Below are 26,139 nucleotides of genomic sequence, written 5' to 3'. Positions count from 1 at the left end.
ACCTGTTTGCGATAGTCTATTGAATAAGTCATCGTTTACTTCATTAAATGCAATTGTTAATAGGGTTGTATCGGTTTTATTTGGATTAGACTATACTTCCTTGTATTTTTTCTCATATATTCTCTCTAACGTAAGGTATGCCCACGTATGTCTTGCTACATGGGGAGTTATCTTGTCAATAGAATCAGAATATTTAGTATTTTTAAAAGTTGGATGGTTCTTTGTAAAAGCATCATCTAACTTTTTGAATAAGAGGTAAATTGCAGGGTAAGAAAGTGGGCTAAATGGTGCTTTTAATGCTGTAAATACAAAGCGGTGTTTAGCTTTAGGTCTAATTCTATTTATGTAGAACTGTAAAAACTCATAATCGTGTTGTTCGATATCAATAACTCTATGAGCATTATCAGTCTTTAAAGAGGGTAGTCGTGCTCTTGAATCATGATTATCATCTGATATATTGGCTATTATCAAGCTATATTTGTTCCCTCTTATATTAGTTTTGATAGATTCCAACTCGAGCAACATGAGCTCACCAACCCTCAACCCATAATTCAAAAGAATTCTAACGATAAGGTAGTTACGCCACTGTAATGGTATTGTGGAAAAAGGATTTAACTCATTCCTTTTTTTATTAGAGCTTGGAGTGATAATTTCATATATGGCAGCTACCATTTCTATGGTTAAACTTTTATACCCCTGACTTACATTAGATTCATCTACTTTTCTACGTACAAGTAAAGAGCTATATCCTTCAGTTTTTATCTTTAAAGTCTTCAGCATTCTGTCTGAATACCTTATGATTTCTTTTGGTTCATCATCATAATATTGAGCAGTTACATACTTACTTATTAAATATTTAATGAAACGTGCTACAGCGCGTGTACGTTCAGCATGAGTATAAATACTTCCACTGGGAGTAGGATTGAACTTAATTATTTTAGGAGTGTATGAGTACCCGTCAACAAGATACTGAAAAAAATTATCTAGCTCGTCTATAGCTATAGATGGATTATGATCCGACTCAAAAAAGTTGTAGCAGAATGTCTTGCCATGCTTTTCCAACCAATACTCATAAAAGTATTTGATTGCTTGTAGAGATGCATCCTGACTAGAAGAGGATCTATTGTTGAGATGGTCTATAGAGTATCGTAATGGGTATAGAAGAGGCAGCGTAGTCTTTACATCAAAAAGTATCTTTGTCTTTGAGCCATCTGGCGTAACAATAGGCGATAACACGAACATGAACTTAATCTCTCATAGACACTATATATTATGAAGATAATATCTCATAAACATAATGATAAGATAGCTTTAGTTTATTTAATTCTTATGTACTTGATATATAAGGATCCCAGCCTGTACTATGAATTTAATAGCATATAGACTTCATTTAACATAATATACATTATGCGAAAACAAACCAATGGCTTTAGAAGTTAGGCTCATAGTTTTATACAGTGCCATTTATAAGCTCTCATGATTGTCTCTGTGATTTTTATTGAGGGTTTATAGCTTTTTATATTTAGGTATTAATAAAAATAATGCTCAGCATTGGCTAGCGACAGGTTTCTAGTAAATGCTTGCGCAAAGACTTGCCATCTTCATCTAAAATCACATCTGCCACTCGGCAATTAGCATCGTCATCGGTACCATTACATGACAACTCGTAATAAACATTGCTGCCATGTGCCAAACTCACTTGCACCAATCCTTGGTCAGTCATCGAAAACTGTTTGTCTTGGGCATAATCAGGATCTTGCGAATCCCACAATACATCATAATCAACATGACAAGATATTTGCTCTCTATCAAAATAGTCTTGCTCAATCTGCATCGCGGCTTGTAGATCTGGGTCGGCATACTGTTGCAATACGACCGGATTATCCATGCCTTGATTGCTGACGTCTTGCTGATACATGTTGCTAATGGTCGCTATTTTTATGGCTGCATAAGTCTGAGTTGACTCTGCTATATCAGCTATAGCAGAATTGGTTGCTATCAGTCCCATAGCTAGCAGCGTCAGTGAATAATATGTTGGCATGGCGTTCTCTACGAGCTTCAATGATATAAGTGTTATAAACCATTACATCATAACCATATTATGACTCTGCTGTATTATCGTATCATTCCGGTTTATCTACTAAGAACGATCTATTACTTAATAAATTTTAAATAATAACTTTTTGCTCAGTAATCTTGTGAAATTTGCCCAATTATATTCACAGTAACGTATATTTCGCTAACCACTGCGATAAGGATGATTTATGACCCTATTATCTACTTTCAAAGACCGTTCATCTAAATTAACCGTTGGCGGCGCATTGGCTTTGGCGCTAGCAGCAACTGGCTGTCAATCTTCTGCTGAATCCAATATAGCCACTCCAAATCAATCTAACGGCCATTCATCAACGCCCGTTGTCTCCGATATCAGTCAGCAAACCCTTAAGCAGCAAGCCTTACGTATTCAGCGCGCGCTTGCAAATAAAGATTTTTCTCGCATCACCAATGATATTCATCCAACCCGTGGCGTCCGTTTTTCGATGTATGCCTATGTGCGTCCTGAGACAGATAAAGTCTTTAACCGTGAACAATTCGCCCAATATTTGCAACAGTCCAAAATTCGTTTTACTTGGGGTGAAAAAGACGGTACGGGCGATCTACTTGTCACGCCACTACCTACATATTTAGACACGTGGATTGATGCTAGCAAATTTAACAATGCCAGTATCAGTATTAATGAGTTCCAACACAGTGGGAATATGATTAATAACCTGAAGAAAATTTATCCCAATTCAGAGGTTGTCGAGTTTTATCATAAAGGCTCGGAGGAATACGCTGGTATGGATTGGCGCATCATGCGTTTAGTGTTTGAAGAGTATGAAGGTAAACGCTATTTGGTCGCTATTGTGAATGAGCAATGGACAACTTAAATATTTTTTATCTATAAAAACATAGACTTAAAGGAAAAATAAGCCAAAAAAAGGGCAGTGTCATGAAACCCATGCACTGCCCTTTTTCATTGCTTTTTCATGCCTATATATTCATTATCGAACATTAATAGTGACTATTAATGATTTTGATTAAAGTGGTGTTTGGTGAAAAAACTTCACCATTATGTCGTAAATATCAGGGTAAGCATCGACCAGCTTTTGCGGCGTCTCAAAAAATACCTCACTGAGCACTGCAAAAAACTCCGCTGGGTTAGTCGCGCCATAACGATCAAGACCTGATTTATGATGGCTTTGAAAATCCTCAAAATCTCGTGTCATAATTTCAGTCCAGCGCGCAGGATTCATATCCGCTTGTAGCGGTGGAAAGCCGTTGGCACGACCATTTAACATATCAAGCTTATGCACAAACTCATGAATGACGACGTTGTGACCATCGCGCTCCCCTGAGTGTTTGGCATCCTTCCACGACAGAATAACGGGGCCGCGCAGCCATGCTTCGCCGCTACGGTGCTGACTACCTTCATGGACAATGCCCAGCTCATCGACAGTGGTAGTTTCACTCTTATAGGAACCAGGATAAATGATAATGGCCGACCAGCCAGCATACCACTCAAGGCTAAGGTTTAAGATAGGCAAGCAAGCTTGCAAGGCGATAGACTGCTTGACCGCATCGGTAATCTCGAAACCCTGCGCCCCAGTAATCGACTTATCCGCCAAAAACAACGTCGCCAGCTCAAACAAGCGTGTTAGCTCATCCTCGTTTAGCCTCTCAAGTATAACAATACGCTTGGCAGCTTGCAGCCAGTCAGCATGGGTAAACTCACTGTTGTCCAATATGCGCTGCTCGCGCCAGTCTTTTATCATGCTAAACATATTGAACTTCCTTTAGTTTTTGGCGTTGGACTGTGCTTTTTATTATTAGCGTTATGCGTTTTATGATGTTAAATAATGCTGACAATAAGCCTGTTTATCAACCCTCTAATGCCAGCATATTCATAATCAACTTAATCAAGGTTTCTTTTTGGTTGGGGTCAGATTCAGCGACCAACAAGGTTAATGCGGCAAGCCCTGTATTGTTGATGACCATCTCACCTTTATCATTGAGCAGTCGATTATTACGATGCAAAAAATCTACAAACAAAAAAGCGCCGCTGCGTTTATTACCATCGGTAAAAGGATGATTTTTGACCATAAAGTACAGCAGATGCGCCGCTTTACTCTCGATGGTCGGGTATGCAGGCTCACCAAAGACGGTTTGCTGTAAATTACCCAATACGCTGTCCAAACCATCACCGCGAGGCTTAGCAAATAGCTCGGTCGCTTCACCTCTATTTATAAGCTGCGCTTTTAAATCCGTCAGCGCTGCCATCGCCTCAGTCGGACTGGGTAAGATACCGCCATCCTCCCCTGAAGGATTATCAAGCAAGCCTTCATCATAACGCTGTAACCATAAGAATGTCTGTGTATAACGGCTGATAATTTCAACCAAGCCGCGACCTTCATCGGTATTCAGCTCAGGGCTTTGCGCGGTTTTTCGAATTAAATTTAATGCTTGTTGTAGTTCGCTCGAGTTTTTATCAAAGCGCTCTTGATTGAGCGTATAGCCTTGAACCAAGTATTCACGTAAGCGCTGCGTTGCCCAGCGTCTAAACTGCACACCTTGGGGAGATTTGATGCGATAACCTACTGAGATAACCACATCTAAGTCATAAAAAGTCACAGGGCGGTCAGAATTTGCAATATGCATTTTTTGCATATTGCTTTTCTCAGCGATCTCTTCATCGTTTATGGCATTGGCAATATGACGCGAAATCACTGATTGGTCACGACCAAACAACTCAGTCATTTGTGATTGTGACAGCCAGACCGTATCCTGTACAAAACGTACGTCTACCTGCGCTTTTCCATCAGCGCTTTCATATATCTCTACTTTTGCTGTTTTATGATTTGTAGTATCAGTCATCTTGGTTTTTCCTTAACTTAATATACGCACTTATGCTCAATTCATAAATTATACGGCGACTGCATGACAGAGTACATAACAATGACTATACTGTGCCTGGTGTATCTCGCGGCGAATAACCAAAATGCTGCTTATAAATGCGTGAAAAATAACCTTGATCGGCATAGCCTACCCTATGAGCGACCTCATCTATAGTCACGTAGCTTTTGCTCTTCAAAATATGATTGGCTTTCTTTAAACGCAATTCCTTGACCCATTCTGAAAAACTATAGGGCAACCCAGCAAACAGTTTATGCAAGTATCTGACAGAGATATGACAAGCAGCAGCGACGGTCTTAGGATTAAGGTCAGAGCTTGCTAAGTTTAGACTTACATAGTGTTCTATCCGCTTTAAGTGCACCGATTGTATGGACGAGCTGGTACTCATCATCACCTCTTTCGGGGCGATCAATGTCAATACAATAAGGTTAAGCAGCTGCTGCTCTAATATTTTTATCTCTAAATCACCCAGCTGATTGTTATGAATAAGCGCCAGTATTTGACCAATTTGAAATACTAGTAACCTGCCAGCACCTTCATCAATAGTTAAGCTGCGTGCGAACTGTCGCTCTATAGTGCCCATTTGTGCAGTGAGTAATGCCAATGGTACCTTAATCACATACAATGATGCTTCATGCAGATGATAAAACTCATAAGGTAAGCTGGACAGTTCAATAAAGAATTGACCGGGTTTAGAGGTCAGCTGTCGTCCTTTTTGGGCAAAACGAACGTCGCCTGTCATAGGAAAAGTAATTAAAATACTGTCATCAATATAGCCGGAACTCTGTCTGCCGCGATTATAGTGCACAGTATTAGCATGATAGTGCGAAACACCTATCTCTAGAAGCTTAGCATGTTGCAAAAAACCAGAAAACTTATTCGGTTGCCTGAAACTGACATCAAGATCAAAGTAAGTCTCATTGATGGTATGTTTCCAGTCAAAGGCACCTAAGGTTTGCATGCGATCCGTTGCTGGCATCTCTAACCCTGAGGGGCTTAGAAGATTTTTATTAATTGGTGAATCATGTGCAGTGATGTCTTTTGTCTGATCTGCTGGCAAAGTTTGATTAGAGCTATTTTGATAACGATTTGTCTTTTGATTTGCATTCATCCTTGAACACTCAATATATGGTATACAACTGTACTGATATCCTATCAGTTATTGATCAATAATCCTCTTTTATATCATAAAATAAAAAAGGCTTCAGGCATTAAAAAGTATTTAATGCCTGAAGCCTTTAGTTAGTAAAACCTCTAGTTGGCTTTGCTTAAAAACCTGCCTTTATGCTGCTCGCGTCAGCTTATAAGTGCCCGTCTCATGCAGCTCTGCTTGCCAGCCATTTTTAATAACCACGGTAGTGGTTGGCTCTTGAATGAGCGCAGGACCTGTGACAACAGCACCAGCACCGAATTTCTCACCGTCATAGATAGGTGTATCAATCCAGTTGTAGGATTGATCAAACAGCATATCGCGGCTACCCGTCTTAGCATTAATGATATCCCCTTGCTGTGCTACTAGACTCGGTAGTTTTGGCTTACTGATTTTACCAATTACCGATACTTCAATATTGACCAGCTCGACGTGACTATCACGTTCATCATAAGTATAAAGCTCACGATGGCGATGATGGAACAATTCTAAGATGGTGTTGACACTTTCAGCATCAAGCTTGCCATTCGGTATCAGCACGTTACATTCATGCACCTGACCAACATAGCGCATCTCCATGGTACGTTCGATGGTGATATCTTCATCTGTAAAGCCATCTTCTAGCAGTTTTTGTACACCCTGTTCTTCAAGCTCTTGTAGCTTGGCATTTAGTGCTTGCAACTCTGCCTCTGGTGCAAGGATCATCATTTGTGTCGCCAAGTAGTTATACTTAATATCAGAGATAATCTGACCAAAGGCGCAGAGACAGGATGCGATTTTTGGTATTAAAACCGTCCCAATGCCCATCTCCTCAGCCAAAGCAATAATATGCATGCCAGCCGCGCCGCCTGCGCAGACTAGCGCAAAGTCCCGAGGGTCATAGCCTTTTTCGATAGTAATACGACGAATGGCATTAGACATGTTTTGGTTAACGATAGCACTGATACCAAATGCGGCATGATCTAACTCGATGTTTAGCGGATCAGCGATGTGTGTTTGCACCGCTTGTACCGCTTTGTCTTTGTCTAAAGTCACACTACCACCTAACACCGCATTCGGCTGTAAATAACCAAGTACTAAGTTTGCGTCTGTGACGGTTGGCAGGTTACCACCTTTACCATAACATGCCGGTCCAGGAGTCGCGCCAGCACTCTGAGGGCCAACCTCTAGCATACCAAAGGTATTAACATGCCCAATAGAGCCACCGCCCGCCCCTAATGTCTCTACATGAATCATAGGCACGCCAATACGATTACGTAAGAAATCAATATCGCGGTTGAGGCTGGTTCTGCCTGCCTTCGCCATGGTGATGTCAAAAGAAGTACCGCCCATGTCGACCGTGATAATATCGTCAATTCCAAAAGGGCTGGCAATATACAGACCCGCTTGTGGTGCAGATGCTGGCCCCGAGTTAATGGCATTTACCGCACGCTCTCGCATGATACTACCAACTGCAAGCCCGCCATTAGACTGGAAATAACGTACGGGCTGCTCAGCGCCTAACGCCTTAAAATAGTCGTCAATCTTATGGACATAAGATGCCATAACTGGGCTTAAATAAGCATTTACTAGGGTCGTTGAGGTACGGGTGTATTCCTTAATCTGTGGATATACGTCACTACCACAGCAGACGAACACCCCTGGCATATGCTGCTCAACAAGCTCTTTGGCGCGCTGCTCATGCTGAGTATTACGAATAGACCAGACGAAGGAGATAGCAACAGCCTGAACGTCTTGCTGCTTTAACACTTTAATCGCATCGAGGATATCTTGCTCATTTAGCGGCTTGTGTTCAGTGCCATCAGCTAAGATACGACCACGGATAGGGAAGCGACGATCACGGGTAGCAATTTGCGGTGCTGGCGGATAGCTAGCATCATAGCGATGCCCTTCTTCTTTATGCCCTAAGCGTATCTCGATACTGTCCTCGTGGCCCTTAGTACATAATAGCCCGACTTTCACACCAGTCATCTGAATAAGGGCGTTTAGCGCAACAGTCGTACCATTAATACATAGGTCGCATGCTTGGATAATCTCTTCAATAGGACGGTTAAACTGCGTGGCGATTTGCTGTAAACCATTAGCAATAGCTAAGGTGCCATCTTCGGGAGTAGAAGGTGCTTTAAACAGATGTACATGGCCACTTCTTTCTGCCAGTACAAAGTCAGTAAACGTCCCGCCAGCATCGACTCCAATACGGAAATCATTTTTCATAAGTTATCCTTAACTCAAATTATTTAATATCATTAGTTAGTTTTGGGTTTTATGCCGTCAGCTTACGACGTAAAGCATTTGTCTCTGCTTCATTGACCGCCAGCGTTTGTGGGTCAATAACCACACCATACTCAGTCTTAGCCGCTGCCACTGATATGATTCTTTCTTCTACATCTTTTAATACTGCGGGTACCGACCGTGCAAACGAGCTGCCATAGCCGCCACCGCCAGGATTGGTATTACGCGCACGGTCACCCGGTTGAATTTCAGTCATTATATTTTGCTTGTGCAAATCAGTGACGCCATCTTTATGGATAATCTCTAAGCGCCCTAATTTCAGCTCAGGTGATATTTGCTCCGCTCCTGCAGCCCCCATCGTTGGATGCTCACGACCTTCCCCAAACGCCACTACCGTCATCTCATGATCTAACGGCTCAACTTCCCATACGGTGCCGCAACCGCCTCGATACTCACCAGCGCCGCCACTGTCTTCTGCCAAGCCATACTTATGAATTAAGATAGGATACTGATACTCTAACAATTCAATATCACCAGAGCTTAGCGCGCCGAAGCAACATAATGGACCGCAAGCATGCCAGCCGTCCATCTGCTGAGTCGCGCCAGCACCAGAGATAATCGAGGCCAAAATCATAGTGACGTATTGCTCACCCGTTTTTGGGTCAATACCTGAGATGTTGATACCAGAAGCATGACCCCAAGAGGCAATCACACGATCTGGCGCTGCATCTTCAAAAGCCATACGCACAGCATCTGTTAAGGTTTCCATCGGTGTGGTAGTACAATTCACATGAGGGGCAGGTTCTTTGGCATTACATAGCGTGCCATGCTCGCCCAAGTCTACCGTGACACAGCGGTATAAACCTTCGTTGTACGGTGGGTCTACTTGGGCAAACATCATCAGTCCAAGTAGTACACCAGACATCGAGTTGCCTGCATAGGAGTTAATGAAGTAAGGGACTTGCGGCGGGCTGGTAATCTTGATATGCACATCACTGTCTTTAATCTCAATATCAGCGCTAATGGTCAAATCACCTAAACCGTGACCTGAATCTTCTAATACTGCTTCGCCATGATACTGGCCATCTGGAATAGATGAAATTAATGAGCGCATATGGGTATCAGCCATATTCTTTAGCTCTTCGATCGCCGCACGGACGGTCTCTACGCCATACTTGTCTAGCAACGCAATCATGTTGCGCTCACCAACCGCACAAGCACCATACTGAGCATTAAGGTCGCCTTCTTGGTTACGACGAGAGCGCATATTACTATGAATTAAATTAATGACATCACGACGTCTAACGCCTTTTTCCCATATTTTGATAGGCGGAATGCGCAACCCTTCGGCGTATATCTCTTTAGCGTCTGGATTATATCCTGCCGGTACTGGACCACCGATATCAGTGACGTGACCTTTGCACACCGTCCAAAATACCAACTCGCCTTTATAAAACACTGGCTTATACATACAGCAATCTAGGATATGACTGCCCATCATCACGGGATCGTTGTGATAAATAACGTCTCCTTCATGAATATCATCACCATAATATTCAGCAACAGCTTTCATGGCTGGCATGAGTGAGCCTAAATGAATAGGAATATCCTGACCCTGCAAAATCATCTCAGGCAAATGATCAAATAAGGCATTACTATAATCGTGAGCTAAGTTAAAGACACTAGAGCGTGCGGTTTTTTCTAAGGTTGTCGTCATCTCGCGCTGCGCCGTTTCTAAGGCACCACGTACGACGGACAAGGTAATAGGATCAATTGAAGTGTGAGCTTTGCTCATGTGAGACTCCTTGTCTAGAAATTTATATCAGAAGATATGAGTGGCTCTGTAAAATATAGCGCCCAATGTGGCCGTCAATACTTAACAATTACACTCATTCTTTATATGGCTGTCATCCATCCTAATGACGAAGCTTTTTTTACTATAGCGAGGTTTTTGGTAAATTAATTGGCTGACAGTGCAGAGTTTTTGACTGTGAGTGCACACCTGTATAAATAAGGTTTGTGATTTCAGCTTTTGGAGAGAATGTTAACAATAAAGAGCGTTTGCAATAAAAAAGACAATGCATCGGTTATGATGCACTGCCCTATGAATTTACGTCTTTGACTATTTATTAGTTTAGTTTTAAGTTTACAGCCACACTTAAGCGTATTAAATGTCTGACATCAAGAAAAAATGCCGTCGTCAATAATACAGTCTTAAGCATAATCGTGTGTACCACGAATAGGATAGTTGTTTTCTGGATTTCTGATAAAGGCTAGACCATTTGCCAAGGCTTCCAGCTCAGGTCTAGTAAAAGGAGCGTTGGAGATATCTACAATCTGAATCTCCCCTTCTGTATTGATAACAAACAAGCCGGGCTCTGCAAATGGATGATCGGTTTCTTTCTCTGAACGTGGGTTGGAGATATAAAGACCCAGCATTTTCATTTGTTCAACGGTCAGATCATAGGCGATAGGAAAGCTTACATTTGTTTTTTCCAAATGACTTGCTACCTGCTCTTTGCTGTCACCTGAAACAGCGATGACGTCGACACCCGTTTCATTAAATGCTGATTTTAATGTTTCTAACTGATTGAGGTATTTGGTGCAAATGGGACAGTGTTGACCTCGGTAAACAACCACCATTTTCCAGTCATGACCATTTTCGGGCTTGCCTAATAGCGTCATGTCACCATTATAAGTGGGTACTTCGATATTGGGGAATGTTGCACCAGCAATGATTTTTGGGTTGTAGTTTGCTTGCATTGTTTTATCCTTATAGTTTTAGGTTAAAATATTTAATATCAAATTTGAGTGTTTGCTCAATTTGGTATGTATTGATACTACAAGTAAAAAGCCGACGGTGAAGTCGGCTTTTTGTTATTAACTTGGTATAAATTGAAAGTTTTTCTCTCTGTAGATATATGATTGGTCAACATAGTTGTTTATCAACCAATACTAACCAGTCCGACTCATATGAATATGAATATGATGGCGATTAACAGCGCAGGCTAGTTAGCGTTATTACAGAAGTGCTTGCCGTTACCAATGCTGAGTATTATATTCGCGCTCACCCTACTACCAAGCGCATCAATTGGGTACTAATATAGCCACCAAAAGTACCTACCGCATAGCCCAGAATGCCCAAAAACACCCCAACTGGCGCTAGTGATGGATGAAACGCCGTTGCGACAATGGGTGCCGATGATGCACCGCCAGTATTGGCATTGGAGCCGACTGCTAAAAAGAAAAATGGTGCTCGAATTATCCTAGCCACAGCAAAGATAATGACAACGTGAATGCTCATCCATAATAAACCAATAAGGAGCAGTCGCCACTGCGAGACGATACCCGCAAGATTGATTTGCATACCAATAGCAGCAATCAAGATAAAGATAAATACCGTACCAATTTTGGAAGCGCCCACATGATCAAGGCGACGTATCTTGGTAAAGGAAAAAATTACCCCTATCAAGGTTATAATCACAACCATCCAAAAGAACGAGCTGGCAAAGCTATATTGTACTGCCCAGCTATAGGGCGCAAAAAACCCTGCAATTTGACCACCGATAAAGTGTGCGACACCCACCATAGCAAAGCATAAGCCAAACATCACCATCAAGTCATTTAAAGTTGCTGGGCGAGCATTGTCACGCTCATAATTCTCAACCGCCTTAATCACTTTATCAATACTACTGGTGTCTGCCCTCAATAGCCGATCTATCTTATCGCTATGCTTCGCCAATACCAAGATAGCCAATAGCCATAATGAAGCATTGGTGGTATCGACCAAAATCATCATCCCAAATAAATCATCACTGACGCCAAATAGCTCCTTCATCGCCGCTTGGTTTGCCGCGCCACCGATCCAACTACCCGCCACCGCCGAAAACCCACGCCATAGCGTGTCATCAGTAAACATCTCAGGCGATATCCATTTAGCGACACCCAAGCTGATTGGTCCACTAATAATAATCGCGATACTGGCGGCGAAAAACATGGCGATGGCTTTCCAGCCTAGCCCCAATATCTTTGGCACATCCATCGACAAGGTCATTAACAGCAAACTTGCTGGCAACAGATACATGGCAGTAAAGCCATAAATCTGTGAGCCGATACCGTCAGCGAAGACGCCTAAACTATTAAGCGTTGCAGGTATAAAGCAGCACAGCACGATACCGGGCAATACCGCATAAAAGCGCTGCCAGAATTTACCGGGTAATCCTTGGGTATAAAAAACCAAACCGATAATAGCCATAATGATGCCAAAGGCCAATGGCAGGCTATCAATAGTTAAATGAGAAATATCGGGCATCAAATAACTCCGCAGCACACGATGAATAAAAGCTTGTTAGTATAGACAAGGTGAAAAAAACGCGCAAGCAGCGATCGAATAAACACAAAAAAGCCAGATAACAAGTATCTGGCTTTTTTAGTGCTATCTTTAGGCGATCAAGCAATTAATAACTTTAATCACCAAATATAACAGTATTACGAGTTGTTACCACGGTTGCCGCCGTTTGGACGACCTTGACCACGGCTGTCAGAACGACCTGCTGGGCGACCTTGGCTGCCACTTGGACGACCACGACCTGTTGCAGCACGCTCACCACGTGGAACGCCAGTGCTATCGCCGCGGCTAGGAGCACCAGTGCGCTTGCCTTGATACGGCTTGCCACCTGAACGCTCGTTTGGTTTGCCTGACGCGTCACGTGGCTTACCTTGATAACCGCTGTCATTGCTAGCGCGTTGACCAGTTGATGCGCTGTCGCTTGAGCGACCACGAGCATTAGCAGGATTGCCTTGATAACCACCACCCGCGCGACCACGGCCTTGACCATTACCACCGCCGCCGTTTGAACGACCACGACCGCGACCACGACCATTACCTTTATTTTCGCTAGGTACATAAGTCTTCTTAGGCTCCATGCCTTCGATGATACATACTTCCATTTTGCGATCTAAGTAACGATTGATAGCGTTTAGCTGTGGACGATCATCCATGCTACATAAGCTGATAGCGATACCAGTACGACCAGCACGACCACAACGACCGATACGATGGACGTAATCTTCAGTTTGGCGTGGCAAGTCATAGTTAATAACGTGCGAGATAGCTGGGATATCTAGACCACGAGCAGCAACGTCAGTCGCTACTAGGATTTTGACTTTACCATTACGCAAGTCTTGAACGATACGGTTACGCTTGCTTTGTGGCAAATCACCATGTAGGAAGCTGGCTTTATGACCCGCTTCTTGTAGCTGTTTGGCCAGTTTTTCAGTGCTACGTTTGGTAGCAGCAAAGATAATGATCTGTTCCATATCTTGCTGGCAAACGATTTTGTCAAGTAAGCGGTTTTTGTGATCGAAATCATCACAGTAGTACACTTTTTCTTCGATGTGTGCAGATTCTACTTTGATTGATACACGCTCAGGGTTCTTAGTGAAGCTGGCAGCGATTTTACCTACTGGGCCGTCCCAAGTTGCAGAACACATAATCGTTTGACGATCAATTGGTGCAGCACGAAGGATGTCACTGATGTCATCAGCAAAGCCCATGTCTAGCATACGGTCAGCTTCATCAAGTACCAAAATTTCTAGACTTGATAAGTCAACACGACCGGCATTGATATGGTCAAGTAAACGACCTGGGGTCGCAACGATAACTTGAACGCCTTTTTTCAACGCAGTGATCTGACCATTGTATGGTGCGCCGCCAACTAAAGGTACGCAGAATAGACCACGCATATCTTTAGAATAAGTACGTACGCTATCATGTACTTGCTGAGCAAGTTCACGCGTTGGCGTTAAGATAAGAGCTTTAGTTAGTTTATCAAAGCTAGTGGCACGGCTTAAACGGTCAAGTACAGGGATAACGAATGCCGCCGTTTTACCACTACCGGTTTGCGCAGACAATAGTAAGTCGCGACCTGCTAGTGCAAAAGGAATGGCTTGTGCTTGAATAGGTGTTGGATTGGTATAACCACTGCGATCAAGCGCGGTCAAAATCGGCTTGGCAATGTCTAGTTCAGCAAAGGTAATTTGATCTTCATCAGTCGCGTCAGTAGTAGCCGTTTGATTATTAGTATCAGTATTTGGAGTGTCAGTGTTTTCGATGATGCCGTTTTCAGCGGCGATTGCAGATAAAATATCAGTCATGAGAATCCTTGGTAAGTATAAGTTGCTGTAAATTCAGCAAGCTTGATGCATACCACTGATAACCGTTCACCACGCTGCCTTTATTAAAGAATTACCGGACCACATGTAAGTGTCGATAATCAGAAGCCAAGCCAATAAAGCTTAGAGCTTCTACAATAAATGCGTTCGTGCTGTCTGACGTATTTTGGTGGTAGTGCCGAGTGTCTCATCCTTGTTTGATATAAGCGTATTATTAATGCTTTGTCCAAAGCAAATAATCGCGAATAACAACCAATTTAAACCACATTTATGGTTCGGTAGATAAGATATGAGTCAAAAATAACTGCTATTTTCATGACAGGTTATTCAAGTACACAAAATCATCGGCAACAATTACTTATGGTCATCCTAGACCCAAAATCGCAGGCGATGTTATCAATCTCATAATTCACGAAAGCCTAAGCTAACGTGGCGACGCAGTATAGCACAATAAAATATTATATGTAGCTATTTATTAAATTTCTCGGTAAATAAAGCAAATTTGCTTGTAGATGTACGCGTTCAATATGCTGAGTAATAAGGCAATCAGCAGTATTATTGGCGGCTATCGCACCATTTTAACTTCGGTGACATACGTCGGCAGCTGCCACGCACCGCCCGCCTCAATCATACGGCAAAGCCCTGTGGTACTTTCATGGCTTTTTTCAAATGCCTTACCTGTCCATACCCAATCAGTCTTGGTTAAACAATCACCGATGCCGCGACCTTTTTGTACGGAAGTGATTTTACCCTTATCATAACCAGTGGCGTTGGTGGTTACCAATGTTGGCTTATAAGGTTTACTGTCATTGATGACCCAGATGCCTGCACCAGTATTATAAGCACCTGTCCAGCAATCGTGTTGTGCCAACAGCTGTGAGCCATTCAGTCGGCTCACACGCCATGGTGATTTATCTGATAGATTGGGACAGTCACTATCTGCATCTTTCATCGTACTTTTCATCAGCGCCGCTAGCTGCGACGATTTCATCACAAACTTTTTATTGTCGCTAGCGACGGCTTTCGGATTGGGCGCCACAAAGCGAAGTTTTGGTGCAGGTTTAGGTGGCAATACAGTGCTATTTGATTTGGCGGCACCATCAGTGTTGATAAAGGCAGATGACGTCCCTACTCGACCTTGGGCTTCATCTGCTTTGAGCATAACGGCGCTAGCCCCTTTATCAGACAGTTGCCAGCGTGAGTTACGTAGCACTAGCTCAATTTTGCTTGACTTAGTCAGTGCCTCTAGTAGCGCTGTAACTTGTGTTGGGGTCAGATCAGCATTACCTGCTGCAGTTGAAAACGGCTTGGTTTCGCCATAGTCTCTACCATTGATGAACAATGATATACGATGACGATTGCCAAGTTGCATCAAGGCTTTAGATGAGCTTTCTTTAGCACCGCCCAACTTTACTTTGCCATCCACACCAGCATTTGCGCCTGCACGGCGTATGAGCAATACCGATATAGGAAATTCGCTATTGTTTTCTGCTTGATAGCCTGCCAGCCGGCACGTACGGGTATTGTCGCAGACTACCTGCCAGTCTTGATTGGTAAATTCAACGCCATTGCTGGCCATCGTCGCTGTACTAAATAAAGCTGCGCTGATAGCAGCAAACATAGGTAATCGTATTTTATTTTTTATCATCAATAAGAGTATCTTTTTTATTTTTTTAGGATGGGTGGTTAAGTTGGCTTTGTATTGCAATATTGAGTATCGATCAGCATCTATCTGTCGTGAGAAGTTGATCCGTTTACGGTTATCATCCTTCATAATCATTATCCATCAATATAGTCAATCTTATTTCAATCAAATATTCTGTGTGACTTACTCAGTCTATAATAAGTGGCTCTATTTGCCTTGCTGGTATCCCAACAATATTAAACCGATCAAAGAAGCAGTACAAATACCCGCTTATTAAGGTGTTATCTGCTTGAGGTACTCAAGCTATCTTAACGTACTAAGGTTTCTATCTGTTGTACTAATGTATCATTGTGTAAACAGGTAAGTATATCTCTATTTTAATATAACCATATATGAATATAGAATAGCAAGATGTCGGATAAAATCAAGGCTGATAAGCAAATAGCCTATCAGCCTTGTTGTTTTTATCAATGCGTCTGTTATCGATAGGTTTAGTCAATAGGCTTTAATGACAGGTCTACGGCACGCTTAACGGCTGGACGTTCAGCAATTGCCTGTGCCCAGCGCTTCACATGCTTGTAGTCATTAACTTGCAGGAACTCGGCGGCATCATAGAGCTTTCCAAGCACCAATTGTCCATACCATGCCCAAATAATCATATCCGCAATATTATAATCGGCTTCGTTGTCGCCACACATATATGTGCTGTCTTTTAGATGGTTATCCAGCACATCGAGCTGGCGTTTGGTTTCCATGGTATAGCGGTTGATCGGGTACTCTAGCGGTTCAGGCGCATAAGCATAAAAATGTCCGAAGCCGCCACCTAAGAAAGGCGCACTACCCATCTGCCACATGACCCAAGACAAACACTCTGCCCGTGCTTTGCCAAGTGATAAAGGCATAAATTGGTCAAATTTTTCTGCCAGATACATCATGATAGCACCAGACTCAAAAAGTGCTATCGGCTCGCCCGCTATATCAGCAGAATGATCAACCAAGGCTGGAATTTTTGAGTTAGGGTTTATGGCTACAAAGCCAGAACCAAACTGCTCTCCTTGAGAGATATCAATTTTATAGGCATCATATTCAGCACCTTTAACACCGAACTCGGCAAGCTCTTCTAACAGGATATTAACCTTGACGCCATTTGGCGTATTCAACGAGTACAGCTGTAATGGCGCAGCGCCTACTGGCAGCGCTTTCTCATAGCGCGCACCCGCTGTTGGGCGATTGATACTAGCAAACTTACCACCGTTTTCTTTGTCCTGCGTCCAAACCTTTGGTGGTACATATTTATCGTTTTGCCCATCGGTATGATTGCAAGCTTTGTTATTTTCCTGACTCATAATATATCCTCAATTTATCTTTATCGTATTGTTGATGCTTCTACTTATATCGTCGGTAGTCAATCCAATCTCATATGATTGAGATGAAATTAACTATACTGCATATCTGTTGGCTTAAGTCGTTAGCGAGGGTTTACTATAACGATAACCAACCCTGATATTAAAGCCCTCTCTTGTAAGCAGTGTTAATATTATTATCTCTAAACACAGAATTCTATAACCTCAACCGCCAGCCGTTACTTTGATTCCCTTTTATTATGATTGAGTCTTTCTTATACTACTCGGTTGGTATAGCGAATTAGTCGTCAATAGACTATTTTGTTCATTTTATGATGGGATATCTAATGAGATTTACATGGTAACGCTAACCCCGACACAAGATAAATACTTGCCCTATGTGCTAGCGGTGGCGCTATTTATGCAAATTTTGGATGCCACTATATTAAATACCTCATTGCCACAAATGGCACAGGCGCTGGGTGAGTCTCCATTAAAAATGCAGTGGGCGGTGATCAGTTATGCGCTAACTTTGGCCATATTTATTCCCATCAGTGGTTTTTTGGCGGATAAATACGGCACGCGCCGAGTATTTTTGGCAGCGATTATTATCTTTTGTATTGGCTCACTACTATGTGCTGCGTCACCAACGTTGGATTTTTTGATTGGTTCACGGGTTATACAAGGTATTGGCGGGGCGATGATGACGCCTGTGGCTCGCTTAATATTGGTCAAATCCTACCCACGCAATAAGCTGCTGACCGTTATGAACTTTGCGGTAATCCCTGCTTTGGTAGCACCGCTAGTAGGACCGGTCTTAGGTGGCTATATCGTACAATATACCAGTTGGCATTGGATATTTTTGATCAATATACCGATGGGCATTTTTGGTTTTATCATGGGCAAAAAACTGGTTCCCGCACTATTTGAGGATACCAAGCGGCTTGATTGGACAGGATTTTTATTGTTTGCGGCAGCGGCTTGTGGGTTTACGCTTGCTGTAGAGTTCGGCTCACAGACTGGTCGAGGGTTTTATGGGTTGTTGCTTAGTTTGGTGGCCAGTTTATTGATAGGCGCTTATATCTGGCACGCCAAGCGTCGTCAAGCACCGTTGTTCCCCTTGAGTTTGTTTGACATTCGCACCTTTCGTATTGGCATCACTGGTAACTTATTTACCAGATTAGGCATCAGCGCCGTACCGTTTTTGCTGCCGCTGTTGCTGCAAGTGGTGTTTGAATACTCACCATCGCAGGCAGGTTGGCTCCTTGCGCCCATCGCAGTCGGTGCTATCGGGATTAAACCCTGGGTCAGTAAAATTATTCAGCGTTATACTTATCGCAAAGTGCTGGTCTTCAACACGTTTTTGATGGGCACGCTCATCATTGTGTTGGCACAGTTTACCGATGCCTCACAGTGGTTATGGTTTATCCCTATTTTGACCATAATGGGCGCTTGTAATTCTATGCAATTCAGCGCGATGAATACGATTACTATCGGTGATTTAGAAGGTGCTCAAACCAGTAGCGGCAATAGCTTGATGGCGGTCAATCAGCAGTTAGCAATTAGTTTCGGTATTGCTTTTGGGGCAGCGGTACTGACGCTGTTACGTGAACGCCTACAAATGGATACGCTGACAGCGTTTCAAACCACCTATTGGATACTTGGGGTCTTGACCATTCTCTCGGGGCTGTACTTCTTACGACTCAAGCCCGAAGATGGGCGCGGCTTATACTGAGCCGCTGATATTTAGATTTTGAATAAAGAGTTTGAAAAAATATTGATTAAGCGTTGATTTTGTCAGCAGTGCAGATAGCACGCATTGTCAAATATGAGACACAAAAATGCCAGCATGTGAATGATTATAAACCACACGACGCGCTGGCATTTTTAGAGCATAGTACGATTCATTGCATCAATAATGAACCATTAAGGCGCGTCATCATCCATTTGTGATTGGATATAGCGCTCAACCCCAATGCTTTCGATCAAGTCTTCTTGAGTCTCTAACCAGTCTTGATACTCTTCATTACCATCTTTTAGCGTCACCAATAGCTGGCGCGACACATAGTCAGACTTTGTTTCACATAGAGTAATGGCATCGGTAATGATATCGAATTTTTGTTTTTCTAGGCGCAAATTGCATTCGATAATTTCTGGCACATCTTCACCGATGAACATCTTGCCATAATCTTGCAAATTTGGTAAACCGCCTAGCAATAAAATCCGAGCAATCAGCTCATCAGACCATTTCATCTCAGCGATGGATTGTTTGTAGAAACTTTCATTAAGGGCTTCTAATCCCCAATGGCGCGCAATGCGCGCATGTAAAAAGTACTGGTTGATGGCAATCAGTGACTGTCCGAGCACTTTATTTAAAGCGCGAATAACCTCTTTATCCCCTTTCATTATCTCTCTCCCTTGCATGTCGTTATTTATACTAAATACTATGGTTATTGTTCATATCTTCGTGACATTAAACAAGATTGGGAGTGACTTCAGCCATTTGGCTTTGCAGATAATTGGGCAGACTAATCATATCAATTAAGCGCAACTGTTGCTCAAGCCAATGCGCATGATCTTCTTCAGTGTCTTTTAGCTGTTCTACCAACATCTCACGCGTGACATAATCGCGCTCTGCTTCACAGAGAGCAATACCGTCTTTTAAGTGCTGTTGTACTTGATACTCTAGCTCAAGGTCAAGTTGCAGCATTTCAGGAACTGTCGCACCGATATTGATGGCATTGACCGTCATTTTCGGCGTGCCACTCAGCATTAGGATACGGCGAATAATAGCTTGGGCATGTAACGTCTCATCTGCCATCTCATGATGGATACGGTCGTACAATTTGCCATAATGCCACTCAGCATACATTTCTGAGTGAATAAAATACTGGTCACGGGCAGCAAGCTCACCGCCTAACAAAAAATTCAAATAATCAATGACTTTTGGGCTACCTATCATAACCTATACTCCCCTGTTTATATTTTACAGATCACCATACATTCATAATTACCCATATAAGGATAGTACTATTGGTAAACTGATCAGTAAAGATCAAAATCAACAAAACGTCTTACAACGTGAGACAGATATAGTAGCATATAGGCGCTATACAGCTTGTAATGTTATGAACTAAGAATAAGATGCTAATTGAGAATCATAATTAGCTAGCTTTAGTAATCACTGGTTTATCGCAACAATGGCTGCTAATGATGCTCAATATCATTGTAGTAGGTGTATGAGTAAAGTTATACGGACGCTCGCAACTTACCCTTTATGTATAATGACCAAAGGATAAGTGCGGAATATTGAATGTATGTGGTATCGAGGCGTACTAGTTATATTGGTGTAATGAGGTGATGAACAGCTGGGTAGTAAATCTCTGGTTTGATAACGTTTAAACAGCGTAAGCCAAGACATCGAGTCTAGCATGATGCTCATCTAGGTAATCGTTAACCATCGGTTCGCAGCAGCCACAGCAAGTAGCAACATCGAGGGTATCTTTTAGACCGTCAAGGGTATCGATACCTGAAGCAATGGCTGCTTTGATTTGCTTTTCTTTTACGTCATTACAGATGCATACGTACATGGTCTGGCTCCTCTGAATACCGCTATTCGGTAACTGCTTTTATTGCTCATAAATTTAGTGCATTGATGATAAAAATGATGAATACAGTGTTTGATTTGATATTCACGGTCATTGTTATGGCTTGATGTATAATAACGATAACTATTATCATTTGCAATAGCATTTGATATATTATTGGTATAAAAGTACAGTCATGAAAGTAGAGTTATATTGCACGCAGTTAATTGATGTAAGTGAATATAAGCGTGCGTGTAACCGAATATGATGAAAGGTAGTAAATTAACGACGAACTGTAATTTAGCCCATTTTTTAATCGATTTTGTAGATAACTGCTGTTATATTGAACCCCTATTAACAAAGCCCAATTGGAATTGTTCTATGTCTGATAATAATTTTACGATACGACCTATCGAGTTATTTAAAGTCTTATCTGACCCGACGCGCTTAAAAATATTTCAAATTCTATTTAACAAAGAATCGCGCTGTGTTGGTGAGTTGGTAGAAATACTAGATCAACCACAGCCAACGATATCGCGTCATTTGAACCATTTAAAGAAACTCGGTATTTTAAGCTGTGTTCGCGACGGTACGTGGATGTGGTATGAAGTCGCTGACGACTTGCCAGAATGGTGCCAAGAGATTTTGGATATTACTTATAAGCAAATATCTAGCAAAGACCTCGATATGTCCAAGCCTGCTGAGATATAACCCATAAAAAAAGACCTACAATAAATAGGTCTTTTTTTATGGGTTATAATAGAAAAACTGCACCAAATTTCACTATGCTAAGTCTAAAAAATCACTGATAAACGCATTGGCTGGTTCGTGTATCAGCTCCTCCGATGTGCCTACCTGCTCTACCCGCCCTTGATTCATGACCACGATCTCATCTGAGACGGCGCGGGCCTCTTCTTGATCGTGAGTGACCATGATACTGGTAATACCAAGCTCATGGTGAATGTTCTTTAACCACGTGCGCAGCTCTTTACGTACCTTGGCATCGAGTGCGCCAAAAGGCTCATCGAGCAACAATAATTTTGGCTTCACTGCTAAGGCGCGTGCCAGCGCAATCCGTTGACGCTGACCGCCTGATAATTGATGCGGATAAGCATTGGCCACTTGTGGCAGCTGCACCAAGTCTAATAGCTCGGCAACGCGCTTATTGATCTCTGCTTTACTGGGTCGCTCATTCTTTGGTAACAAGGTCAGTCCAAAGGCAACATTATCGGCGATATTTTTATGACGAAACAATGCGTAATGCTGAAACATAAAGCCAATATGGCGCTTTTGTACTGGCGTATTGGTCACATCCATCTCATCAAACAATATCTGCCCTGAGTCAGCATACTCTAAACCGGCGATAATGCGTAACAACGTCGTTTTGCCACAGCCTGATGGTCCCAGCAAAGTGGTCAGCTTGCCAGTCGGCACCGTGATATTGATATTATCTAAGGCGGTAAACTGACCGAATTTTTTATTAACGTTGCGAATCTCGATGCTCATAATGGGTTCTCTTATTATATCTTTGGTATCGTGGCAGATTTTTTGGTTACCGCATTTACATTATTAAATTAAATGCCAGCACTTGTGCAGACCAAGTGTAGATAATTTTGCTTATCATTTATCTGAAATTTCAGTGGTTGTTGCATCAGTAGTATTGGTAGCCTTAGTAGCGTTGGCACTTACCAGTAACTCAGGCACACTTGCCAGCCGTTCGGACTTGGCAAATTTGCGCTCTTGTAGCTTAGTCATGACTTGTTGAATAAGCAACGTCACCAATGCCAATGCAGCTAGTAGACTTGATAAGGCAAAAGCGGCGGTAAAGTTATAATCATTGTAAGCAATCTCAACCAGTAGTGGCATGGTGTTGGTCTCGCCGCGAATATGACCAGATACCACACTCACCGCCCCAAACTCACCCATTGCCCGCGCATTGGTCAAAATCAAACCATAAAGTAGTGCCCATTTGATATTGGGTAATGTCACATGCCAAAACGTCTGCCAACCAGTTGCGCCCAAGGTCAATGCCGCTTGCTCTTCAGAGTCGCCTTGCGTCTGCATCAGCGGTATCAGCTCACGTGCTACAAAAGGGAAAGTAACAAACAGCGTTGCCAATACAATACCTGGAACCGCATAAATGACTTGGAAACCCATGCTTTCAAGCCAGCCGCCAATGGTGGAATTGAGTCCGAATAGTAAAACAAACATCAAACCTGCAACGACGGGTGATACTGAAAATGGCAGATCAAGCAAGGTGGTGACCAGCTGCTTACCTTTAAACTGATAGCGCGTCACTAACCATGCAATGGCGATACCCATTACCATATTAATCGGCAAGACGATAGCCGCGGTAATTAACGTCAGTTTAATGGCTTGCAGGGCTTCTGGATCAACCAGCGAGGCAATATACAACTGCCAGCCACCTTTAAAGGCTTCATAGAACACAGCCAGTAAAGGAATGACCAACATGATGACCATAAATAGCACTGCGATGACGATAAAGGTAAGACGTATCCATGGCGTATCTTTAGTCGCTGCGTTGCTCTGGTAGTCGTAGCTATTAGATATTTGCATTAGCGAGCTCCTACACGGCGCGACAGTTTCCACTGCATAATGTTAATGGTCAATAAGATCACAAATGAGATCAGTAGCATAAATAATGCAACTGCAGAAGCCCCTTGAACATCAAACTGCTCTAGTTTACTAATGATAATGAGCGGTAAAATCTCTGATTGCATGGGAATATTGCCAGCGATAAAGATAACCGAACCGTACTCGCCAGTGGCACGAGCAAACATCATGCCTGCACCCATGAGTAAAGCGGGCAAAAGCTCTGGCAAAATTACTTTGCGAAACGTCGTAAAACGATTGGCGCCCAATACCGCGGCTGCCTCTTCAAATTCGACCGATAGCTCAGCGAGTACAGGCTGTACCGCACGGACAATAAAGGGGAAACTGACCACAACCAAGGCGAGCCAAATACCTATAGGTGTAAAGGCGACCTGAATGCCAAATTTATCAAACCACTGACCAATCAAACCATTAGGGGCATAAAGGGTCGCAAGCGAAATGCCCGTGACCGCCGTTGGTAATGCAAATGGTAAATCAACTAGCGCATTAATCAACGACTTACCCCAGAACTCGTAGCGTACGAGTACCCAAGCGACCAATGTGCCAAACACCATGTTGGTCAGCATCGCCAAAAATGACATCCATAAGCTTAGCTTGATAGCAGCAGTGACTTGCGGCTGACTAATCGTCTCCCAGAATCCAGTCCAACCCATCTGAGTCGTGGTGTAGGCCATCATGGCAAACGGTAATACCACCAGTAGCGACAAGCTAAAGACCGTGATACCCATGCTCAGGCCGAACCCTGGCAGCACATTGCGTTGGCGCAAACGTGTTAACCACCCTTTTTTTGCAGGGGCTTCGCTGGCAGGAGATGTTTTTGCACTCATAATGATGTCCTATTGCCTAACCAATCGTACTTAGCGATGATTACTATTTATTGTTATTGCTTCACGTGGGTTTTCACTATTGATACTTAAAAAGAGCACTTAACAGAAAGCATTTAACGATGATGTCGTCCATAAAACCATGCTATCAGGTAGTTATTAGTGTGCTTACGGTATAAAGGACATAGCGTATATGACCATGTCCTTTATAAGGTTCTGCATGACTAACGGTGTGACTGACTGCATTTGCTAGCGCAGTAGCTTCTCTTATGCACTTAGCAAGTGATTACTGCGGTGCGTTAATGGCGAGCTGGTCGAATACACCGCCATCGCTGAAGTAGGTACCCATGATTTCATCCCACGTGCCAAAGGCATCATTTGGACGGAAGGTTTCGATTGGTGGTAATTTATCACCATTTTTATCAAGGACGCTTTTGACGCTAGGACGCAAGTATAGATTGGCTGCTAGCTGCTGGGCAGGCTCGCTCCATAAGTAGTCAAGATAAGCTTTTGCGGCATCCGTTGTGCCTTTTTTATCTGTCACTGACTTGACAATCGCAACAGGGCTTTCTGATTTAATAGAGTATTTAGGATAAACGATATCTACTTTACCCGCACCGAAATCAGTGGCGGCAAGGTTGGCTTCATTTTCAAAAGTCACTAGGACATCACCAATACCACGTTGAACGAAAGTGGTGGTCGCGGCGCGCCCGCCATTTTCATAAACTTTGACGTTTTTGAGCATGTCTTTCACGTAGTTTTTGGCATTGGTCTCGTTTTTATCAAAAGCATGTAAGCCATAACCATAAGCGCCCAAGAACGCATAACGACCATTACCGGTCACTTTTGGATTTGCCATGACGATCTCAACGCCTTCTTTGGTCAAATCTTCCCAGTCATTGATACCTTTTGGATTGTCTTTACGGACTAGGAATACGATGGTGCTGGTAAAAGGAACGGCATTGTCTGGGAATTTACTTTCCCAATCTGACTCAACCAAACCCTTTTTCTCAAGTAACTCAATATCAGAGCCTTGGTTCATGGTAGCGACATCTGCTTGCAGACCATTGGCAACCGACAGCGCTTGTTTGCTTGAGCCACCATGTGACTGCTTGATTAGAATATTGCTGTTTGGATTTTCCGCTTTATAATGCTCAACGAATAATGGGTTGTAGTCTTTATAAAAGTCACGTGCCACATCATATGAGACGTTCAGTAGCTCAATATTTTGACCTTCTGTGGCAGCGGTGCCATCTGCATTAGCAGTCGTCTCTGTCTCGCTATTGCTACAGCCAGCCAGCCCCAAGGTTAATGCAACGCCTGCAATGCTCAAGACGTTACGTTTTTTACTTTTTTGTTGATAGTGCAAAGCGTATGTCATAAATCCCTCAAAGGTATCTGTTAAGTAATGCAAGTATGCTAACAGTGCCATCTTATTATGTTTAATGATGAATATGCGTATGTTATTGCCAAAATGGAATAACAAAGGGATAAATACAAGGTTATCAATCACTTAAATAGTATCGTTAATACATAACGCTGACACACTACTAACTACCCGCTCTGGCTCATACAAATTGAGCACTTTGAGTATGTA

21 protein-coding genes and 1 pseudogene are annotated in these 26,139 nt (G+C 42.7%); 3 read left to right on the top strand and 19 right to left on the bottom strand.

Annotated features, from left to right (window positions below; translation table 11 throughout):
- Positions 1-90: 90 nt before the first annotated feature.
- Together ACI2JM_RS05380 and ACI2JM_RS05375 are read right to left on the bottom strand one after the other, a co-directional pair.
- Positions 91-1,062 (bottom strand): site-specific integrase, encoded by a 972-nt coding sequence (locus tag ACI2JM_RS05380; RefSeq protein ID WP_404642632.1) that lies wholly within the window; start codon positions 1,060-1,062, stop codon positions 91-93.
- Positions 1,063-1,555: 493 nt separating this feature from the next.
- Positions 1,556-2,041 carry a hypothetical protein gene (locus tag ACI2JM_RS05375; protein WP_404642631.1) on the bottom strand — a complete coding sequence of 162 codons (486 nt, stop codon included), beginning with the start codon at positions 2,039-2,041 and terminating at the stop codon, positions 1,556-1,558.
- Between the two features lie 223 nt (positions 2,042-2,264).
- Here ACI2JM_RS05375 and ACI2JM_RS05370 point away from each other — a divergent pair, with 223 nt between their 5' ends.
- Positions 2,265-2,930, top strand: coding sequence for a hypothetical protein (locus ACI2JM_RS05370; protein ID WP_404642630.1), 666 nt, complete (start codon positions 2,265-2,267; stop codon positions 2,928-2,930).
- Between the two features lie 150 nt (positions 2,931-3,080).
- Here ACI2JM_RS05370 and ACI2JM_RS05365 read toward each other — a convergent pair whose 3' ends face one another.
- The 10 genes from ACI2JM_RS05365 to yghU form a co-directional block, all read right to left on the bottom strand.
- Positions 3,081-3,824, bottom strand: a complete 744-nt coding sequence (locus ACI2JM_RS05365; RefSeq protein ID WP_404642629.1) for a zinc-dependent peptidase — start codon at positions 3,822-3,824, stop codon at positions 3,081-3,083.
- Between the two features lie 97 nt (positions 3,825-3,921).
- Positions 3,922-4,914: a RhuM family protein gene (gene rhuM / locus ACI2JM_RS05360; RefSeq protein ID WP_404642628.1), complete on the bottom strand. Its 993-nt coding sequence runs from the start codon at positions 4,912-4,914 to the stop codon at positions 3,922-3,924.
- An 85-nt stretch (positions 4,915-4,999) separates the two neighbouring features.
- Positions 5,000-6,064: an AraC family transcriptional regulator gene (locus ACI2JM_RS05355; protein ID WP_404642627.1), complete on the bottom strand. Its 1,065-nt coding sequence runs from the start codon at positions 6,062-6,064 to the stop codon at positions 5,000-5,002.
- Positions 6,065-6,235: 171 nt separating this feature from the next.
- Positions 6,236-8,317 (bottom strand): hydantoinase/oxoprolinase family protein, encoded by a 2,082-nt coding sequence (locus tag ACI2JM_RS05350; protein ID WP_404642626.1) that lies wholly within the window; start codon positions 8,315-8,317, stop codon positions 6,236-6,238.
- 49 nt (positions 8,318-8,366) lie between these two features.
- Positions 8,367-10,130 (bottom strand): hydantoinase B/oxoprolinase family protein, encoded by a 1,764-nt coding sequence (locus tag ACI2JM_RS05345; RefSeq protein ID WP_404642625.1) that lies wholly within the window; start codon positions 10,128-10,130, stop codon positions 8,367-8,369.
- A gap of 419 nt (positions 10,131-10,549) precedes the next feature.
- Complete coding sequence (locus ACI2JM_RS05340) at positions 10,550-11,098, bottom strand: peroxiredoxin-like family protein (RefSeq protein ID WP_404642624.1); 549 nt, start codon at positions 11,096-11,098, stop codon at positions 10,550-10,552.
- A 304-nt stretch (positions 11,099-11,402) separates the two neighbouring features.
- Positions 11,403-12,647 (bottom strand): DUF819 domain-containing protein, encoded by a 1,245-nt coding sequence (locus tag ACI2JM_RS05335; RefSeq protein ID WP_404642623.1) that lies wholly within the window; start codon positions 12,645-12,647, stop codon positions 11,403-11,405.
- A 176-nt stretch (positions 12,648-12,823) separates the two neighbouring features.
- Positions 12,824-14,491 (bottom strand): DEAD/DEAH box helicase, encoded by a 1,668-nt coding sequence (locus ACI2JM_RS05330; RefSeq protein WP_404642622.1) that lies wholly within the window; start codon positions 14,489-14,491, stop codon positions 12,824-12,826.
- 583 nt (positions 14,492-15,074) lie between these two features.
- Positions 15,075-16,283 (bottom strand): DUF1176 domain-containing protein, encoded by a 1,209-nt coding sequence (locus tag ACI2JM_RS05325; protein WP_404642621.1) that lies wholly within the window; start codon positions 16,281-16,283, stop codon positions 15,075-15,077.
- Positions 16,284-16,645: 362 nt separating this feature from the next.
- Positions 16,646-17,500 carry a glutathione-dependent disulfide-bond oxidoreductase gene (gene yghU / locus ACI2JM_RS05320; RefSeq protein ID WP_404642620.1) on the bottom strand — a complete coding sequence of 285 codons (855 nt, stop codon included), beginning with the start codon at positions 17,498-17,500 and terminating at the stop codon, positions 16,646-16,648.
- A gap of 355 nt (positions 17,501-17,855) precedes the next feature.
- Between yghU and ACI2JM_RS05315 the strand changes: the two genes are divergently transcribed.
- Positions 17,856-19,232, top strand: coding sequence for a DHA2 family efflux MFS transporter permease subunit (locus ACI2JM_RS05315; protein WP_198329923.1), 1,377 nt, complete (start codon positions 17,856-17,858; stop codon positions 19,230-19,232).
- 191 nt (positions 19,233-19,423) lie between these two features.
- Here the strand turns inward: ACI2JM_RS05315 and bfr (ACI2JM_RS05310) are convergent, their stop codons facing one another.
- From bfr (ACI2JM_RS05310) to ACI2JM_RS05300, 3 genes are all read right to left on the bottom strand, one after another.
- Positions 19,424-19,903, bottom strand: coding sequence for a bacterioferritin (gene bfr, locus ACI2JM_RS05310; RefSeq protein ID WP_296239912.1), 480 nt, complete (start codon positions 19,901-19,903; stop codon positions 19,424-19,426).
- Between the two features lie 67 nt (positions 19,904-19,970).
- Positions 19,971-20,459, bottom strand: coding sequence for a bacterioferritin (bfr, locus tag ACI2JM_RS05305; protein WP_201604189.1), 489 nt, complete (start codon positions 20,457-20,459; stop codon positions 19,971-19,973).
- A 436-nt stretch (positions 20,460-20,895) separates the two neighbouring features.
- Positions 20,896-21,087 carry a bacterioferritin-associated ferredoxin gene (locus tag ACI2JM_RS05300; protein WP_045447323.1) on the bottom strand — a complete coding sequence of 64 codons (192 nt, stop codon included), beginning with the start codon at positions 21,085-21,087 and terminating at the stop codon, positions 20,896-20,898.
- 378 nt (positions 21,088-21,465) lie between these two features.
- Between ACI2JM_RS05300 and ACI2JM_RS05295 the strand changes: the two genes are divergently transcribed.
- Positions 21,466-21,795, top strand: coding sequence for a helix-turn-helix transcriptional regulator (locus ACI2JM_RS05295; protein ID WP_045447327.1), 330 nt, complete (start codon positions 21,466-21,468; stop codon positions 21,793-21,795).
- Between the two features lie 75 nt (positions 21,796-21,870).
- Here ACI2JM_RS05295 and ACI2JM_RS05290 read toward each other — a convergent pair.
- The 4 genes and pseudogenes from ACI2JM_RS05290 to ACI2JM_RS05275 all read right to left on the bottom strand — a co-directional run.
- Positions 21,871-22,590 (bottom strand): annotated as a pseudogene (locus tag ACI2JM_RS05290) (sulfate/molybdate ABC transporter ATP-binding protein); the annotation flags it as partial.
- A gap of 114 nt (positions 22,591-22,704) precedes the next feature.
- Complete coding sequence (gene cysW / locus ACI2JM_RS05285; RefSeq protein WP_404642619.1) at positions 22,705-23,661, bottom strand: sulfate ABC transporter permease subunit CysW; 957 nt, start codon at positions 23,659-23,661, stop codon at positions 22,705-22,707.
- The gene (gene cysT / locus ACI2JM_RS05280) at positions 23,661-24,545 is read right to left on the bottom strand and encodes a sulfate ABC transporter permease subunit CysT (protein WP_404642618.1); all 885 of its coding nucleotides are present in this window, start codon (positions 24,543-24,545) and stop codon (positions 23,661-23,663) included. Before cysT ends, cysW begins: the two co-directional genes overlap by 1 nt.
- A 283-nt stretch (positions 24,546-24,828) precedes the next feature.
- Positions 24,829-25,923: a sulfate ABC transporter substrate-binding protein gene (locus tag ACI2JM_RS05275; protein ID WP_201560866.1), complete on the bottom strand. Its 1,095-nt coding sequence runs from the start codon at positions 25,921-25,923 to the stop codon at positions 24,829-24,831.
- Positions 25,924-26,139: the final 216 nt, after the last annotated feature.

Source organism: Psychrobacter sp. NPDC064578 (assembly GCF_044901245.1).
In the GTDB taxonomy this organism is placed as follows: Bacteria; Pseudomonadota; Gammaproteobacteria; order Pseudomonadales; family Moraxellaceae; genus Psychrobacter; species Psychrobacter cibarius_C.
Note: the sequence above shows the minus strand (reverse complement) of the source record. Positions and strands in the feature narration are given on the sequence as shown.

Coding starts and splice junctions, on each gene's coding strand:
- yghU (WP_404642620.1), bottom strand. CDS start 17,500: ATGAGTCAGGAAAATAACAAAGCTTGCAATCATACCGATGGGCAAAAC.
- ACI2JM_RS05365 (WP_404642629.1), bottom strand. CDS start 3,824: ATGTTTAGCATGATAAAAGACTGGCGCGAGCAGCGCATATTGGACAAC.
- ACI2JM_RS05375 (WP_404642631.1), bottom strand. CDS start 2,041: ATGCCAACATATTATTCACTGACGCTGCTAGCTATGGGACTGATAGCA.
- bfr (WP_296239912.1), bottom strand. CDS start 19,903: ATGAAAGGGGATAAAGAGGTTATTCGCGCTTTAAATAAAGTGCTCGGA.
- cysT (WP_404642618.1), bottom strand. CDS start 24,545: ATGAGTGCAAAAACATCTCCTGCCAGCGAAGCCCCTGCAAAAAAAGGG.
- ACI2JM_RS05315 (WP_198329923.1), top strand. CDS start 17,856: ATGGTAACGCTAACCCCGACACAAGATAAATACTTGCCCTATGTGCTA.
- ACI2JM_RS05340 (WP_404642624.1), bottom strand. CDS start 11,098: ATGCAAGCAAACTACAACCCAAAAATCATTGCTGGTGCAACATTCCCC.
- ACI2JM_RS05325 (WP_404642621.1), bottom strand. CDS start 16,283: ATGAAGGATGATAACCGTAAACGGATCAACTTCTCACGACAGATAGAT.
- ACI2JM_RS05295 (WP_045447327.1), top strand. CDS start 21,466: ATGTCTGATAATAATTTTACGATACGACCTATCGAGTTATTTAAAGTC.
- ACI2JM_RS05370 (WP_404642630.1), top strand. CDS start 2,265: ATGACCCTATTATCTACTTTCAAAGACCGTTCATCTAAATTAACCGTT.
- ACI2JM_RS05275 (WP_201560866.1), bottom strand. CDS start 25,923: ATGACATACGCTTTGCACTATCAACAAAAAAGTAAAAAACGTAACGTC.
- bfr (WP_201604189.1), bottom strand. CDS start 20,459: ATGATAGGTAGCCCAAAAGTCATTGATTATTTGAATTTTTTGTTAGGC.
- ACI2JM_RS05330 (WP_404642622.1), bottom strand. CDS start 14,491: ATGACTGATATTTTATCTGCAATCGCCGCTGAAAACGGCATCATCGAA.
- ACI2JM_RS05345 (WP_404642625.1), bottom strand. CDS start 10,130: ATGAGCAAAGCTCACACTTCAATTGATCCTATTACCTTGTCCGTCGTA.
- ACI2JM_RS05300 (WP_045447323.1), bottom strand. CDS start 21,087: ATGTACGTATGCATCTGTAATGACGTAAAAGAAAAGCAAATCAAAGCA.
- cysW (WP_404642619.1), bottom strand. CDS start 23,661: ATGCAAATATCTAATAGCTACGACTACCAGAGCAACGCAGCGACTAAA.
- ACI2JM_RS05335 (WP_404642623.1), bottom strand. CDS start 12,647: ATGCCCGATATTTCTCATTTAACTATTGATAGCCTGCCATTGGCCTTT.
- rhuM (WP_404642628.1), bottom strand. CDS start 4,914: ATGACTGATACTACAAATCATAAAACAGCAAAAGTAGAGATATATGAA.
- ACI2JM_RS05350 (WP_404642626.1), bottom strand. CDS start 8,317: ATGAAAAATGATTTCCGTATTGGAGTCGATGCTGGCGGGACGTTTACT.
- ACI2JM_RS05355 (WP_404642627.1), bottom strand. CDS start 6,064: ATGAATGCAAATCAAAAGACAAATCGTTATCAAAATAGCTCTAATCAA.